The organism is Marseilla massiliensis, from assembly GCF_016899955.1.
Lineage (GTDB): Bacteria > Bacteroidota > Bacteroidia > Bacteroidales > Bacteroidaceae > Prevotella > Prevotella intestinigallinarum.
Genome location: NZ_JACJJL010000006.1, coordinates 10701 through 28219 on the forward strand (window position 1 = coordinate 10701; position 17519 = coordinate 28219).

Below are 17519 nucleotides of genomic sequence, written 5' to 3' on the forward strand. Positions count from 1 at the left end.
ACAGCGGCGGCCGCTTTGTCAGGCTTGCAAAGCATTCCATTGCAAGGGACGGACTGCTTCTCCAAGCTCTTTTTTTGATGTGAAAGTGTTTGCTTTCGATATTTTTCCTTACCTTTGTAAATACAAACGGCGGCACCATACAATCGGAATCAGGCATCTTGTCATTTCGTCCGGTTTGCTGTGACCGGCGCTTTGAAAGCACGTAACACCTTATAAGTGTGAATAAGCAAATGAAAAGGTTATTGTACTGGATATTGGGCATCCTGCTGTTTCCCGTGGTGCTTTTCATTGTTCTGGCGGTTTTGCTTTACATACCGCCGGTTCAGAACTGGGCCGTACAGACCGTAGTGTCGTCGGCATCGGAAGCCACGGGCATGGACATCAGCGTGCGCCGCGTGTCGCTGGTGTTTCCGCTCGACATTGGTGTCGATGGATTCAGGATGACCCAGCGCAACGACTCGTTGCCGCAGGTGCGCGACACAATTGCCGACGTGGGCCGCCTGGTGGTCGACGTAGGCCTTGGCCAGTTGCTTCGCAGCAGGCTGACGGTCGACGCCCTCGAGCTCACCGACGCCCATGTCAACACGGCCGGTTTCATAGCTACCACCCGCGTGCGCGGCCGCATAGGGCGGCTTAGCCTTCACAGCCGCGGCATCGACCTCCGATCGGGAACGGCCGAGGTCAACGATGCCAGGCTCGCCGATGCCGATGTGGTGGTGGAGCTGTGTGACACGGTGGTTCCCCCCGACACCGCGTCGGCCCCCACGCCATGGCGCATTAACGTAGACCGGCTGGCCATAGAGCGCACCGCCGTGGCAATACACACGCCGGGCGACACCATCAGCGTAAGGGCGCGCACCGAAAGGCTCACCGCCGCCGCCGCCGTAATAGACCTTGAGCGTGGCCGCTATACCGTGGGCACGATAGAGTGGGCAGGCGGCACGGTGGCGTTCGACAACAACTTCGCCCCGCGTGCCGACGGCCTTGACCCCAACCACATAGCCCTGAGCGGCATAGCCATAGGCATTGACTCTGTGTTCTACGAGTCGCCGCAGACACGGCTCAACCTGCGTTATTGCCGCATGGACGAGAAGAGCGGCATAAGGCTTTCCGACCTGAAGGGCCGAGTGCTCATGGACTCCGTGCGCCTGAGCCTGCCTTCGCTATCGTTGCGCACGACCGACTCCGACCTCAGGGCCGAGGCGTCGGTGGACTTCAGCGCCATGGACGAGCGCAACCCGGGCAAGATAGACCTGCGCTTGCTGGCCTCGGTGGGCAAGCAAGACATCATGCGCTTTGCCGGAGGGCTGCCGGGGCAGTTTGTCAGGGCATACCCCGACAGGCCGCTTACGGTGCGTGCCACAGTGAGCGGCACCGTGGGCGACCTTGACATTGCCGGCATAGATGTCAGTCTGCCCACTGCCTTCAGGCTGTCGGCGTCGGGCAAGGCTCACAATGTGACCTCCGCCAACCGCCTGCGTGCCGACGTCAGGCTCACCGGGCGTACGGAAAACCTGGCCTTCGTCACAGCTTTGGCCGGGCCCCAACCGGCCTTCCGCATACCCCGTGGCATAGCTATTGATGGGCATGCCACCGTAGACGGCAACGCTTATTCGGCAAGGTTGTCGGCGCGCGAGGGCGCCGGGCGGCTGACGGTCGACGGCCGTTTCAATGCTGCCACCACCGCCTATGAGGCCCGTCTGGCCGTGAACGGTCTCAATGTGAGCCATTTCCTGCCGCAAGACTCTGCTTTCACCGTATCGTGCAGGGCCGAGGCTGCCGGCCGGGGGCTCGACTTCCTGTCGCCGTCGAGCCGGTTGCGCGCCAAGCTGGTTGTAGATACGCTGGCATACGGATCGCTCGGGGTGGGGCGGCTTGAGGCTGGCGCCACGCTCAGCGGCGGCAAGGGGCACGTCAGCGTGGCCGGCACCAATGCCCTGTTCGACGGCAGCGTCGATGTTTACGCGCTGCTCAACCGCCGCAAGGTGCAGACCACGCTCGTGGCCGACCTGCGCAATGCCGACCTATACCGCATGCACTTGACAGGGCAACCCCTTTCCACCGGCATCTGCGCACACCTCGATTTCGCGTCGAACCTGCGCCAGACGCACATGCTCAAGGGCTCTGTGGCCGACATAAGGATAGAGAGCGGCAAGATGAAGTTCCACCCCACAGACATCAATGTCGACCTGTCTACAAGCCCCGACACCACGTGGGCCATGGTAAGCAGCGGCAGCCTCGACCTGAGGCTGGCGGCGCGAGGCGGCTATGAGGCCATCATGAAGCACGTGGGGCGCATCATGGCCGAGGCCGAGCGGCAGCGCAAGGACAAGGTGATAGACCAAGACAGGCTCACGCAACTGCTGCCTTACCTGCAGCTGAGGCTGGCCAGCCGCGACGGCAACCCGTTTGCCAACTTCCTCAAGACCAAGGGCGTGGTGTTCGACGACCTCTTCCTAAGCCTCAACTCGTCGCCCGAGCGGGGCCTCAACGGCAACATGCACCTCTATTCGCTCGTGTCCGACAGCACCATGATAGACACCGTGAGGTTCTACGTGGCGCAAGACTCGGCCTCGCGGCTGCGCTTCGTGGGGCGCGTACAAAACCGCAAGGACAACCCGCAGCTGGCTTTCACCACTCTTCTCAACGGCTATTACTTCGAGACCGAGGCAGGGCTCGACGTCAAGTTTTACGACGCTGCCGACAGCCTGGGGGCGTATCTCGGGGCGAGGGCCGAGATGTGTGACAGCGGAATCAATGTGCGCCTCACGCCCGACAAGCCAGTGCTGGGATACAAGGAGTTCACCCTGAACACCGACAATTACATATTCCTGGGCCGCGACAGGAGGGTGCATGCGCGCGTCGACCTCATTGCCGACGACTATACGGGCGTGAAGATTTACACGGAAGACAGCAATCCCGATGTGCTTCAAGACTTGACGGTCAGTCTCAACAAGTTCGACTTAGGCAAGATTACGGCGGTCTTGCCGTTCGCACCGAGCATAGGGGGGCTGCTCTTCGGCGATTTCCACATCATACAAGACAAGGAAGAGAAGCTGACGGTAATGTCCGACCTGACCGTAAACGACTTTTCGTATGAGCATAGCTACATAGGCAACGTGGGAAGTGAGTTTGCCTATCTCATGCGCGACTCCGGGTCGCACTTCGTTGGCGCACGCCTGAGCCACAACGACGCCGAGGTGGGCCTGCTGCGGGGCAAGTACACCGATGCAGACGGGGGCCGCATCGAGGCCACATTCAACATGAAGCGCCTGCCGCTGGCGCTGGCCAACGGCTTCATACCCGACCAGATAATAGCCCTGTCGGGATATGCCGACGGCGAGCTGACGGTAAACGGGGGGCTTGACAAGCCGCAGATAGACGGCGAGATATACCTCGACTCGTCGTACATCACGAGCGTTCCCTACGGCCTTAAGCTGCGCATGGACAACGATCCGGTGCGCATCGTGGGCAGCAACCTGCTTTTCGAGAACTTCACGCTGTACTCACACAACGACAACCCGCTCAACATCTACGGCAACGTCGACTTCTCCGACCCCTCACGGATGACGCTCGACATGCAGATGAGGGCTCGCAACTACCAGCTTATCAACGCCAGGAAGCGCCCGAGCTCGGTGGCTTACGGCAAGGCCTTTGTCAATTTCAACGGCCGCATGAACGGGGCTCTCGACAGGTTGAGCATGAGGGGGCAGCTCGACGTGCTCGGGACGACCGACCTGACGTATGTGCTGAAAGACTCGCCCCTAAGCTCCGACGACCGCTTGAGCGAGCTTGTGACGTTTACCGACTTCCGCGACACGACCAAGGTTGTGAAGAGCAACGCCCCGCAAATGGGCGGGCTCGACATGGAGCTGATGCTCAACATAGAGCAGGGAGCGCGCATCATGTGTGCGCTCAACGCCGACCAGTCTAACTACGTCAACCTCGAGGGAGGCGGCGAGCTGCGCCTCGTTTACAACGACATAGACAACTTCCAGCTCTACGGGCGCTACACGCTCAACGAGGGAGAGATGAAGTACGCCCTGCCGATAATCCCGTTAAAGACCTTCCACATACAGCAGGGCAGCTACATCGAGTTCAACGGCAATGTGATGAACCCGCGACTGAACATTGCCGCCACCGAGCAGGTGAAGGCAAACGTGCCGTCGGAGTCGGGCAGCAGCCGCACTGTGCTGTTCGACTGCGGCGTGAAGGTGACCAAGACGCTGCAGGACATGGGCCTGGAGTTTACCCTCGACGCCCCCGAAGACATGACATTGAAAAACGAACTGGCGGCCATGAGCGTGGAGCAGAGGGGGAAGATTGCCGTCACGATGCTCACCACGGGCATGTACCTGGCCGATGGCAACACAGGGGGCTTCTCGATGAACAATGCGCTCAACTCGTTTTTGCAGAGCGAGATAAACAGCATCACCAACAGCGCCATGCAGTCTATTGACATGAGCGTGGGCATGGACCAGAGCTCCGACGCCTCGGGCAACACCCGCACCGACTACTCTTTCAAGTTTGCAAAGCGCTTCTGGAACAACCGTTTCAGCTTCATCATTGGCGGCAAGGTGTCGTCGGGCTCCGACAATGCGGCGTCAGGCACCCAGAACGAGGCGTTCATCGACAACGTGTCGCTTGAGTACAGGCTCGACCAGACGGCCCAGCGCTATGTAAGGCTGTTCTATAACAAGAACGCCAACGACCTGCTTGAAGGCGAGATCACGGAGTATGGCGCCGGTTTCGTATGGAGAAAGAAGATGGCAAGCCTAAGCGAGCTGTTCGACTTGCGCAGCAAGAAGCGCAAGCAACGCGAGAGGGCGGAACAAGATTCGATTAAAAGCAATGAGAAAGACTATTGACATACTGCTGTCGGCTGTGGCACTCTGGGCGCTTGCCTCGTGCTCCACGACCAGCAACCTGCCCGACGACGATATGCTGTATACGGGCATGAAGAAGACGCAATACGTCGTGGCAGACTCTGATGCCAACTTTGACAACGTGAAAGACGAGGTCGAGGCGGCCCTGGCATGCAAGCCCAACGGCTCCTTGCTGGGCAGTCCTTACTACCGGTCGCCGCTACAGATAAAGCTTGCCGTGTTCAACAAGTATGCCAACGCCGACTCGAAGTTCGGGCGCTGGATGCGCGACAAGTTTGGCTCGGCGCCCGTGTTGCTCAGCTATGTGGCCCCCGAGACGCGCGCCCTCGTTGCCAAGAACCTGCTCAGGGCCAACGGTTACTTTGACGCGCAGGTGGCCTACGGCATCATTCCACAAAAGAACCCAAAGAAAGCCAAGCTCAGCTACATTGTCACCCCGGGCAAGCTGTACACCATCGACACAGTAAAGTATGTGGGCTACGAGCCGGCGGCCGACAGCCTGATACACGCCACGGCCGCGCAGAGCGGCCTGAAGCCCGGCAAGCCGTTCACCACCGCGGCCCTCGATGCCGAGCGCAGCAGGCTGGCCACGCTGTTCCGCAACAACGGCTATTATTTTTACAGCGCGGGCCACGCCGTGTTCGTGGCCGACTCGGTGTCCAATCCCGGCAAGGTTGAGGTGCATGTGCAGCCGGCGGGGGGCATGCCCGAGCTGGCCAAGCGCAAGTGGTACCTGGGCCGTCTGCGCGTCAACCTCAGGCGCGACATGGGTGAGCAGCTCACCGACTCGTTCGTTCACCGCTACCTGTCCATCTATTTTGCCGGCCGCAGTGTGGGCAAGAAAATACCCATACGCCCGGGGGCAGTGCTGCGCGACGTAAAGCTGAGGCCGCGGCAGCTGTTCAGCCAGGATGCCTACATGGAGTCGGCCAACAACGTCAACAGCCTCGGCCTGTTCAGCCTGGCCGACTTCTCGTTTGCACCACGCGACACTACAGCCAACTGCGACACGCTCGACATGACGCTCAACTGCGTGCTCGACAAGCCCTACGACGGCTCGATAGAGGCCAACTACTCGCTGAAGAGCAACGACCGAACAGGCCCGGGCCTCGTGCTTGGGCTTACCAAGCGCAACGCCTTCCGCGGGGCAGAGAAGCTCACGGTAAACCTCAAGGGCTCATACGAGTGGCAGACGGGCAGGAAGGTGGACGGCAACAGCTCTAAAATCAACTCCTACGAGTATGGCGCCGACGTGTCGATAGAGTATCCGAGGCTCGAGACGCCGTTCAAGCTGTTCAGGCGCCACCGCTTTGCGTCGACGCCCTCGACGCTGTTCTCGCTCTCTGGCAATGTGCTCAACCGCGCCGACTATTTCAAGATGCTCACCGTCACAGGGGCGGTGACGTACAAGTTCCAGACTTCGCCCAACTCGATGCACGAGTTCAGCCCCTTCCTGCTCGACTACACCATGCTGAACCACACCACCGAGGCGTTCGACTCTATCATGGATGCCAATCCTGCGATATACGTGTCGATGCGCAATCAGTTTGTGCCGAAGATAAAGTACACGTACACTTACACCAGCCCTGCGTCATACCGCAACCCCGTGGCATGGGAGCTTAGCCTCACCGAGTCGGGCAACCTGCTCTCGCTGGGCTACATGGCTGCCGGCAAGAAGTTTAACGACAAGGAGAAAGACCTGTTCGGAAATCCGTTTGCACAGTTTGTCAAGGTCAGCACCTCGCTGCGCAAGACGTGGTCGCTGGGATACAAGTCGCAGCTCGTGGGCCACGTGGCCGCCGGCGTGCTCTATGCTTACGGCAATTCCGAGCGCGGCCCTTACAGCGAACAGTTCTACGTGGGAGGCGCCAACAGCATCAGGGCGTTCACCATACGCAGCATCGGGCCGGGCAAATATGTTGCCCCTTCGTCCACGTATTCATACCTCGACCAGACCGGCGACATAAAGCTCGAGATGAACCTTGAGTACCGTTTCAACATCTTCGGGAGCCTGTATGGGGCTCTGTTTTTCGACGCTGGCAACATCTGGCTGATGAAGAAAGACGAAAACCGCCCCGACGCCGAGTTCCGCTTCGACACCTTCTGGCGCCAGCTGGCCACCGGCACGGGCCTCGGCGTGCGCTACGACCTCGATTTCTTCGTGCTGCGGCTCGACCTTGGCATAGCCCTCCACGTGCCTTACGACACCGGCAAGAGCGGCTATTACAACATTCCGAAGTTTTCCGACGGGCTCGGGGTGCACTTTGCCATAGGCTATCCGTTCTGAGCGGCAAGCCCGCTTTGTCAGCATTATTTGCCGGAAAAAGCCACCTGCCTACCGGCTCAAACAGTTGCCGTGGCGTCGCTTGGGCCCCGTTGGCAGCCGCCTGAGGCCGTCGGGCAGGGCAAAACGGCAAGGATTGAAAAGCCAAACGACCCGTTCGGCTCTCCCCTGTGACGTCTTCGGGCGCGGCAATTGCCGCTGCTGCCGTCGCAACGCCCTTTGGCAGAGGACGTTGCGCTACGTGTTCCGAGAGCGGCGTATTTGCCGCCGAGATGGCGGAAGCCGGCGTCCGCTTCATTCTCACGGGGCATGTTGTAAACAATATTCACACCTGCGGGCCACGGCAACGGGGCGGGTGGGGCCGTGTGCGCGGGGCCCGGCTGCCACCGCATTGGGCTCCCTGCGCCCGGCCGCCATGCCGCCTGCTGTTTGTTTTTTGCATTGCTGGCATGCCTCACCGGCGCTTCCGCCATGCCTGAGGCATCCGGCGTGACGCTTGCCGACGGCGTGGCGGGCTGCACCTTCGCCGCGGCCGGCGGCCAATATGCCGGCAGTTGCATGCCATCGCCTTGCGCCCCGGCGTCATTCTGGGGTTAAATAATATTAACTATGCGGCCGCATTGCTCCACTCTCAACTATATTTGTTACTTTTGCATATACTAAGCATCAAACTTAAACAACTATAAATAACACCAAATATAAAAGATTATGAAACCAACATTGTTACTCCTGGCCGCCGGCATGGGCAGCCGCTACGGAGGGCTCAAGCAGCTCGACGGACTCGGCCCCAACGGCGAGACCATAATGGACTACTCTATCTACGATGCCATCAAGGCCGGATTCGGCAAGATTGTCTTCGTCATCCGCAAAGACTTTGAGCAGGATTTCCGCGAGAAAATACTGAGCAAGTATGAGGGTCACGTGCCGGCAGAGTTGTGCTTCCAGAGCCTCGACGCACTGCCCGAGGGCTTCAGCTGCCCCGAAGGGCGCGTAAAGCCGTGGGGAACCAACCATGCCGTGCTCATGGCCAAGGACGTAATACACGAGCCGTTCTGCGTAATCAACTGCGACGACTTCTACAACCGCGACGCATTCATGGTCATTGGCAAGTTCCTTTCCGACCTGCCCGAGGGCAGCAAGAACGCCTATGCCATGGTGGGATTCCGCGTTGGCAACACCCTTTCGGAAAACGGCACCGTGGCACGAGGCATTTGCTCGAAGGACGACAAGGGCAACCTGACCACCGTGGTTGAGCGTACGGAGATCATGCGCGTAGACGGCCCGATATGCTATAAGGACGAACAGGGCGCCTGGGTGCCCGTCGAGGACAACACTCCCGTGTCGATGAACATGTGGGGCTTCACTCCCGACTATTTCGAGCACAGCGAGGCATACTTCAAGGAGTTCCTGGCCGACCCGAAGAACATGGCCAACCCCAAGGCCGAGTTCTTCATTCCGCTGATGGTCAACAAGCTCATCAACGAGCAGACGGCCACGGTCAAGGTGCTCGACACTACGAGCAAGTGGTTCGGAGTTACTTACTCTGCCGACCGCCAAGGAGTGGTAGACAAGATACAGAGCCTCATCGACGAGGGCGTTTACCCCGCCAAGCTCTTCTGAACTTTGTTCTTAGGTTTTAATCGTAACACGCCCATGGAGCCCAGCGCAACGCCGCAAGTGCCCCGGGGCGTGTTTTTTTGTTTGCTTTCGGCTTGGGCGCTGTTGTAAGTTTGGGCCAGAAAGCACTTGTGCCCGCGTGCGGCGTTAGTCCCGGGCTGTCTGCGTGGCACAAGCAAATTCGCTGTGTCGCCTCCCGTGATGCTGTCCGTCAATGCCGAAAGCTCATGGGGCTGCGTCGGGGCAAGGCGCCGGGCAAGGCGCGGCGGTGATGATGCGGGCGTTTGGGTAGCAAGACAACGGCGCCGAACCAGGCGCCAGGCTGTCTGTCGACCGGCGGTGGTTAAAAATAATTAGCATTTTTTTAGGCCATAAAACGAAAAAGTATTACCTTTGCGCCCGAATTGGTTCCGGCGCCGATACCTCGCGCCCCGGATTAAAAGGGAATCGGGTGGAACTCCCGGACAGTCCCGCTGCTGTGAAGCTCCGCTTACGTTCTGAAAGGAAACTCAACGCCACTGGCCTTTACTTGTGTAAAGTTCGGGAAGGTTTCAGAAACAGGAGTCAGTCAGAAGACCTGCCATTCGGTTAAGGCTGTTCCGGCCCGTGGGTTGGCCTGACAAGTATGTTGTTAATATAATAAGGATGATTAGAAAGGTTTTAGTAGCCAACCGTGGCGAGATAGCGGTACGTGTCATGCGCTCGTGCCGTGAGATGGGATTGCGCACGGTGGCTGTGTTCTCGGAGGTGGACCGCACCTCCCGTCACGTGATGTATGCCGACGAAGCCTATTGCATAGGCCCGGCAGAGTCGCACGAGAGTTATCTTAACATCGAAAAGATTATCGCCGTAGCCAAGCATTGCAAGGCCGACGCCATACATCCCGGCTACGGCTTCCTGTCGGAAAACGCCGACTTTGTGCGCCGTTGTGACGCCGAGGGCATCATCTTCATCGGCCCCACCGCCGAGACCATGGAGGAAATGGGCGACAAAATTGCCGCACGGAAGCGCATGATGGCCGCCGGCGTGCCTGTGGTGCCCGGAACCACCGAGCCGTTGGGCAGCGCCGACGAGGCTTTGCGCACCTGCCGGGAAATAGGTTACCCCGTGATGCTCAAGGCATCTATGGGAGGCGGGGGCAAGGGCATGCGCCTCATACACAGCGACGACGAGGTGAAGGAGGCCTATGATGCCGCCCGCTCCGAGTCGCTGTCGTCGTTTGGCGACGACACAGTATACCTCGAGAAGTTCGTCGAAGAGCCCCACCACATCGAATTCCAGATACTCGGCGACTCGTATGGCAACGTTGTGCACCTCTTCGACCGCGAGTGCTCGGTGCAGCGCCGCAACCAGAAGATTGTCGAAGAGAGCCCGTCGCCGTTCCTCACGCCCGAGCTGAGGCGCGAGATGGGCGCCAAGGCGGTGGCGGCAGCCAAGGCCGTCGGCTACAGGGGGGCCGGCACGATAGAGTTTCTGGTTGACAAGTACCGCCACTTCTACTTCCTCGAGATGAACACACGCCTGCAGGTGGAGCACCCCATAACCGAAGAGGTGATGGGCGTCGACCTCGTCAAGGAGCAGCTGCGTGTGGCCGACGGCGAGAAGTTGCGCTTCCGCCAGGACGAACTCTTCCAGCGCGGCCACGCCATCGAGTGCCGCATCTGCGCCGAAGACACCGAAAACGGCTTCATGCCGTGCCCCGGCGTCATCCGCCAGCTTACAGAGCCCAACGGCATTGGCGTGAGGATAGACAGCTATGTGTACGAGGGCTACGAGATACCGCTGTACTACGACCCTATGATAGGCAAGCTGATAGTGTGGGCCGTCACCCGCCAGTATGCCATAGAGCGCATGAGGCGAGTGCTGTATGAGTTTAAGATAACGGGCCTGAAGACAAACATAAGCTACCTGCGGCGCATAATGTACGCCCCGGCTTTTGTCAAGGGCGAGTATGACACGTCGTTTCTTGAAAAATATTCACGTTCGTTGCAGCGTCCCAACGGCGGCAACGAGGAGATAGAGAACATGGCCATGGTTGCCGCCTACGTCGACTATCTGTTCAACCTTGATGAAAACACGCCCGTGCGGACGGTCGACTCGCGGCCCATCAGCCGCTGGCGCGAGTTCGGGTTGCAGAAAGGTGTGCTAAGGATATAACAGCGGCTGCAAGCCGTGGCCGGCGGTGCTGTAGGCGCGCCGGCCGGTGTGCGGGCCCTCGTTGGGCCCCCGGGCCATTGCCCCCGGGCAGGGCCGGGCATTACGGTGGCCCGCCTGCACGTTGGCCTATTAACCGTTTTAACTTAATAAGAAAATATGGAGATACACATAGGAGACCGTGTCGCCGACGTGACACTGGTCAGCAAGGAAGGCAACAGGGTGGAGCTTACCATCGACGGCAAGCCGGTCGTGGTTGACATAGTGATGGCCGAAAACGGCAGTTGCTCCATCCTTCACGACGGAAACTCGTACAACGCCGAGCTCATAAGGGGCGAGGGTGGCAAGAGTTACGATGTAAACATGTTCTACCGCTCATACCATGTGGATGTGGTAGACACGCAGGCAAAGTACCTGCACCTGCGCAAAGACTCGTCGGAGCGCCAGTCGGACAAGATTGTGGCCCCCATGCCGGGCAAGGTTGTCAGCATACCCGTGGCCGTGGGCGACAGGCTCAAGGCCGGCGACATAGCCGTGGTGCTCGAGGCAATGAAGATGCAGAGCAACTACAAGGTGAACTCCGACTGCACCGTGCGCAGCATATTGGTGGCCGAGGGCGACTCGGTACAGGATAACCAGACGTTGATTGAATTGGACTTAAGCAAGGAAGAATGAACAGAGAAGAAGTATATGCCCGGTTTGAGGAACTGGACAAGAGGGCTGCCCAGGGTGGCGGGCTCGACAAGATTGAGAAGCAGCACGCTTCTGGAAGGATGACGGCGCGTGAGCGCATCGACATGTTGCTCGACAAGGGCACGTTTTGCGAGGTGGACAAGTTTGTGAACCACCGCTGCACCCGCTTCGGAATGGACAAAAAGCAGATACCGGGCGACGGCGTGGTGTGCGGCTACGGAAAGATTGACGGGCGCATGGTGTTTGTCTATGCCTACGACTTCACCGTGCACGGAGGGTCGCTCAGTGAGACCAACGCCGCCAAGATTGTCAAGGTGCAGCAGATGGCGCTGAAGACCGGGGCGCCCATCATCGGCCTGAACGACTCGGGCGGCGCACGCATACAGGAAGGCGTCAGCAGCCTGGCGGGGTTCGCTTCGATATTCTATCAGAACACCATGGCGTCGGGCGTCATACCGCAGCTCACGGCCATACTCGGCCCGTGTGCCGGAGGCGCTTGCTATTCGCCTGCCCTGACCGACTTCATTTTCATGGTCGACGAGAAGAGCCACATGTTTATCACGGGCCCCGACGTGGTGAAGGCTGTGACCAACGAGGAGGTGGACAAAGAGACTTTGGGCGGCGCCTACACCCACAGCAACAAGAGCGGGGTGGCCCACTTCATGTATTCGTCGGAGGAACAGACGCTCATGGAGATGCGCGAGCTGCTCAGTTTCCTGCCTTCCAACAACATGGAAGACGCCCCTGTGGCGCAGTGCACCGACGACGTGAACCGCAAGGTGGAGAGCCTGCAGACCGTCGTGCCCGAAGACCCCAACCAGCCTTACGACATCAAGGACGTGATAGAGCCGGTGGTAGACGACAACTATTTCTTCGAGGTCATGCCGCACTTTGCTAAGAACATCGTGGTGGGCTTCGCACGGCTGGCAGGCCAGACCGTGGGCATCGTTGCCAACCAGCCAGCCTTCCTTGCCGGAGTGCTCGACATCGACTCTTCCGACAAGGCCGCGCGCTTCATACGCTTCTGCGACTGTTTCAACATCCCGCTCGTTACCATAGAAGACGTGCCCGGTTTCCTGCCCGGTACGGTGCAGGAGCACGGAGGCATCATACGCCACGGGGCCAAGATTGTTTATGCCTATGCCGAGGCAACGGTGCCCAAGGTCACCCTGATTACACGCAAGGCTTACGGCGGGGCCTACATCGTGATGTCGAGCAAGAACACCGGCGCCGACGTGTGCATGGCATGGCCACAGGCCGAGATTGCCGTCATGGGGGCCTCGGGGGCTGTGAACATTCTCTACCGCAAGGCGTCGGCAGAAGAGAAGGCCGCCGCCGCCGCTGCCTACGAGGAGGAGTTTTCCAACCCGTACCGCACGGCTGAGCGGGGGCTCATCGACGAGGTCATCATGCCTCGCGACACGCGCCGCAAGCTGATATGCGCCCTCGAGATGTGCCGCAACAAAAACCAGAGCAACCCGCCGAAGAAACACGGCAACATGCCGCTGTAGCAGCAGCGCCGGCATATGCTTGTGCACGGGCCGCCATGCCACCGCCTCAAGGTGGCCGGGCGGCCCGTGTTGTAATGGCTTGGGGCATGTGGCAGGCGACTGATTTTGTCGTAATTTGTTACCATGTGGCCCCGTCGCTGCAACAGCCTGGCACACAGCGCGTTGGCGCATGGGCGTGGCGGCGCTGCAAAACGGCCCCGATAGCCCTGCCAAACGGGCCGTCCGGGCAGCCCGAACGGCCCGTTTGGCAGAGCGATGCCGCCGCCGCGGCCCGGCCGCGCAGGCATTGTCGTGATTTGCGCCTTGTCCGGCTCCGGCCGGCTTTTGCCGCGCCATCCTGCCCGCCGGCATATTTTAATGCCGCTGATGACGTTTTTTGCCAATAAATAAGTATCTTTGCAGCTGTTATGCTTAAAGATTTGTTATCGCCTGCCGAATGCGGCATGCTGCGCTCACTTATAGACGGCGCACACAATATAGTGATTTGTTGCCACGTCAACCCCGACGGCGACGCCATAGGGGCGAGCTTGGGCTGGGCCGAATACCTGAAGACGCTCGGCAAGGAGCCCGCCATAGTGGTGCCCGACCAGTTTCCCGACTTCCTGCAATGGATGCCGGGCACGGACACCATAGTGCGTTACGACAGGCGCAAGGACGAGGCCGACGCCCTGTTTGCCGGTTCCGACCTGGTGTTCTGCCTTGATTTCAACCAGCCTTCGCGCACCGACGCCATGGCCGACGCCCTTGTGGGGGCTGCCGCGCCAAAGGTGATGTTCGACCATCACCTGGCTCCCGACATGCCCGGATGCTCACTCATGGTGTCGCGCACCGAGATGTGCTCGACGAGCGAGATTGTTTTCAGGGTGGTGTGGCAGCTCGGGGGCTTCGACAGGCTGGGGGCGGCATTCGCCGCACCGGTGTATTGCGGCATGATGACCGACACGGGGGGCTTCACATACAACAGCACCCGCCCCGGCATATACTTCATTATAAGCCAGTTGCTGACCAAGCAGATAGACAAGGACAAGATATACCGCAACGTTTACAACAACTACAGCGAAAACAGGCTCAGGCTCGTGGGGTACGTGCTCTACCGCAAGCTCGTGGTAGACAGGGCGCGCCATGCCGCGTTCTTCACGCTCACACGGCGCGACCTGCTCGATTTCCACTTCATAAAAGGCGACGCCGAGGGGCTGGTGAACATACCGCTGCAGATTAAGGGGCTCAAACTGTCAATATCGTTGCGCGAAGACCGCGACCGCGACAACCTCGTGTGGGTGAGCCTGCGCTCCGTCGACGACTTCCCGTGCAACAAGGTTGCCGAGATGTTTTTCAACGGCGGTGGACACCTCAACGCCTCGGGCGGCAGGCTCAACTGCAGCATCGACGAGGCCGTCGAGATAACCAAGAGGGCCATAGCACACTTTGAACCGACGTTAAAGTAGCCTAATAATGCCCTTCGTTGCAAAGAATTTATTAACTTTGCCACGCTATTTTTCCATTACCCGCAGTGGCTGCCGCCGGCATGCAGGGCATTGGCGCCGAAGCGCCCGGGCCGCCACTGTGGACAAAATGTTTGAAACGACAATGAAGAAGACTTTTTATGCCGTGCTCGCCATGGTTGCCGTGCTGGCTTTGGCTTCGTGCAACGACTACGAGACCTATGGCGAGAAGAAAGAGAAAGAACAGGATGCGATAAACGCTTTCATCTCCGAAGAGGGGATAAAGGTGATAGGCGAAGACCAGTTTCATGCGCAGGGCGACTCCACCAGCGTCGAGGACAACGAGTTTGTATACCTCGACAACAGCGGCGTATACATGCAGATAGTGCGCAAGGGGTGCGGCGACGAGCTTGAGGAAAACAAGCAGGTCAACGTGCTGTGCCGCTACACCGAATACAACATACTCGACCGGGCCATGCAGACCCGCAACGACTACGACGCGCGCAATTACGACAAGATGACCGTTGTGCGCACCGGGGCCACCTACACGGCCTCGTTCGTCAGCGGGGTAATGTATTCCACTTATGGCTCTTCGGTGCCTACAGGCTGGCTGGTGCCCTTTACATACATCAACATAGGGCGGCAGAACACTCCCGGAGAGGAGATTGCCATGGTCAAGCTCATCGTGCCCCACTCACAGGGGCAGACGTATGCCTCGACCAACGTTTATCCGTGTTATTATGTGATAACTTATCAGAGGGAAAGATAAATGACGCTAATAAAATCAATATCCGGCATACGCGGCACCATCGGGGGCCGCACGGGTGACACGCTCAACCCGCTTGACATAGTGAAGTTTACCACGGCTTACGCCGCCTTCATCAGGCGTGGGTGCAACAGCGGGCGGGGCAAGATAGTGGTGGGCCGCGATGCCCGCATCTCGGGCGAGATGGTGCGCAGCATTGTCTGCGGAACGCTTCTTGGCATGGGCTTCGATGTGGTTGACATAGGGCTCGCCACGACACCGACCACCGAGCTCGCCGTGCGAATGTCGGGGGCCGACGGGGGCATCATCATCACTGCCAGCCACAACCCGAGGCAGTGGAATGCGCTCAAGCTGCTAAACAGTGAGGGCGAGTTCCTGACCAAGGCCGACGGCAACGAGGTGCTTGCCATGGCCGAGGCCGAAGACTTCTGCTATGCCGACGTCGACCATGTGGGCTGTTACGTGCAGGATTCGTCGTATGCCCGCCGCCATGTCGAGTCGGTGCTGGCCCTGTCGCTTGTCGACGTTGAGGCTGTGCGCAAGGCCGGGTTCAAGGTGTGTGTCGACGCCATCAACAGCGTGGGCGGCGTCATCTTGCCTGAGTTGCTCGACAGGCTTGGCGTTGGCTACAATATGCTCAACGGCGAGCCCACGGGCGACTTCGCCCACAATCCGGAGCCTCTTGAGAAAAACCTGGGCGGGATAATGGCCGAGATGCGTGGCGGGGCCTACGACCTTGGCATTGTGGTCGACCCCGATGTAGACAGGCTTGCATTTATATGCGAAGACGGAAAGATGTTTGGCGAGGAGTATACGCTGGTCAGCGTGGCCGACTACGTGCTGGCCCACACGCCCGGAAACACCGTGAGCAACCTCAGTTCCACCCGCGCGCTGCGCGATGTCACTGAGCGCCACGGGGGGAAATATGCTGCTTCGGCCGTTGGCGAGGTCAATGTGACCACGCTGATGAAGCAGACGGGGGCCGTCATCGGTGGCGAAGGCAACGGCGGGGTAATATATCCCGAGAGCCATTACGGGCGCGACGCCCTGGTTGGCATAGCCTTGTTCCTGTCGGCCTTGGCCCACAAGGGGTGCAAGGCGAGCGAGCTTCGTGCAGGGCTGCCAACCTATTTCATGGCCAAAAACCGCATTGACCTCACGCCAGACACCGACATAGATGCCATATTGGAGCGCGTTAAGCAGATGTATAAAGACCAGAAGGTGAACGACATCGACGGTGTGAAGATTGACTTCCCCGACAAATGGGTTCACCTGCGCAAGTCGAACACCGAGCCGATAATACGCGTTTACAGCGAGGCCCCGACAATCGACGAGGCCGAGGCCATCGGAAAGGAACTGATGCAGGTGGTTTACGACATGCAGCAGAATGCATGAGCCGTCGCCTGCTCGTAATCAACGGCAGCCCGCGCCGTGGCGGCAACGTGGCAACCATGCTCGAGGCCATTGAGCGCGAGGCTGTTGGCAAAGGGTTCGACGTCGCCGTCGTGCGCATGGCCGACCTGCATGTGGCTCCATGTACGGGGTGCATGGCGTGCCGGACCAAGGGCTGTTGCGTGCTTCCCGAAGACGATGCGCACCGCACGGCTGCGCTTTTGCGTGATGCCGATGCCGTGGTTGTGGGAGCCCCTTGTTACTGGGGCAACATGCCGGGGCAGCTGAAGGTGCTGTTCGACCGCATGGTCTACGCCATGATGGGCGAGGGAAAGCGTGGCTTGCCGCGCCCTCTGCACAAGGGCAAGCGGGCCATTATCGTGACTGCATGCACCACGCCGTGGCCTTTCAACATCCTGTTCGGCCAATCGGCCGGCACCGTCAGGGCCTTGCGCGAGATACTGCATTACAGCGGTTTCGGCATTGTCGGCACCGTGCAGCATGGCGGAACGAAAGGGGCGCCGCTGGTAGGAGCCCGCAAGTTGCGCCGTTGCGCCAGGCTTGTGGGCAGGCTTTAGCCTCTACGGTGCGGCGTGGCACACGGGCTTCTATATCCTGATGCCGACTGTGCGGGCCTGAGCCTTTGCCCGAGGTGCAGGGTGTTGCGTGGCTACAAAGCAGCCGGCATGATGCCGCAAAGGGTGCTTGGGCGTTTGGCCGGCGTGCCACAAGCGCAATGATTTTGTTTGGCGGCCATACGCATAGTGTTGGTTT

General features: G+C 59.5%; 10 protein-coding genes and 1 riboswitch. All 10 genes read left to right on the plus strand.

From position 1 onward, the window contains the following. Nucleotides 1-230 precede the first annotated feature (230 nt). The gene (locus H6B30_RS04770) at nt 231-4868 is read left to right on the plus strand and encodes a translocation/assembly module TamB domain-containing protein (RefSeq protein ID WP_205108449.1); all 4638 of its coding nucleotides are present in this window, start codon (nt 231-233) and stop codon (nt 4866-4868) included. Continuing rightward, complete coding sequence (tamL, locus tag H6B30_RS04775; protein WP_205108451.1) at nt 4852-7173, plus strand: translocation and assembly module lipoprotein TamL; 2322 nt, start codon at nt 4852-4854, stop codon at nt 7171-7173. The genes H6B30_RS04770 and tamL overlap by 17 nt, the downstream gene beginning before the upstream one ends. Before the next feature lie 705 nt (nt 7174-7878). Next, nucleotides 7879-8790, plus strand: a complete 912-nt coding sequence (locus H6B30_RS04780) for a glycosyltransferase family protein (RefSeq protein ID WP_205108453.1) — start codon at nt 7879-7881, stop codon at nt 8788-8790. Nucleotides 8791-9174: 384 nt separating this feature from the next. Beyond that, a riboswitch (cobalamin riboswitch) is annotated at nt 9175-9386 on the plus strand. Between the two features lie 46 nt (nt 9387-9432). Beyond that, nucleotides 9433-10944, plus strand: coding sequence for an acetyl-CoA carboxylase biotin carboxylase subunit (gene accC / locus H6B30_RS04785; protein ID WP_205108455.1), 1512 nt, complete (start codon nt 9433-9435; stop codon nt 10942-10944). A 156-nt stretch (nt 10945-11100) separates the two neighbouring features. Then, the gene (locus tag H6B30_RS04790; protein WP_205108457.1) at nt 11101-11616 is read left to right on the plus strand and encodes an acyl-CoA carboxylase biotin carboxyl carrier protein subunit; all 516 of its coding nucleotides are present in this window, start codon (nt 11101-11103) and stop codon (nt 11614-11616) included. Further along, on the plus strand, nt 11613-13145 hold the full coding sequence (locus tag H6B30_RS04795) for an acyl-CoA carboxylase subunit beta (protein WP_205108459.1): 1533 nt from the start codon (nt 11613-11615) through the stop codon (nt 13143-13145). Before H6B30_RS04790 ends, H6B30_RS04795 begins: the two co-directional genes overlap by 4 nt. 407 nt (nt 13146-13552) lie before the next feature. Further along, nucleotides 13553-14590 carry a DHH family phosphoesterase gene (locus tag H6B30_RS04800; protein ID WP_205108461.1) on the plus strand — a complete coding sequence of 346 codons (1038 nt, stop codon included), beginning with the start codon at nt 13553-13555 and terminating at the stop codon, nt 14588-14590. Between the two features lie 142 nt (nt 14591-14732). Continuing rightward, entirely contained in the window at nt 14733-15356 is a 624-nt protein-coding gene (gene bamK / locus H6B30_RS04805) for a BamK family beta-barrel-assembly machinery protein (protein ID WP_205108463.1), read from the plus strand. Continuing rightward, entirely contained in the window at nt 15357-16748 is a 1392-nt protein-coding gene (glmM, locus tag H6B30_RS04810) for a phosphoglucosamine mutase (RefSeq protein ID WP_205108465.1), read from the plus strand. Continuing rightward, entirely contained in the window at nt 16745-17323 is a 579-nt protein-coding gene (locus tag H6B30_RS04815) for a flavodoxin family protein (RefSeq protein ID WP_205108467.1), read from the plus strand. The genes glmM and H6B30_RS04815 overlap by 4 nt, the downstream gene beginning before the upstream one ends. Nucleotides 17324-17519: the final 196 nt, after the last annotated feature.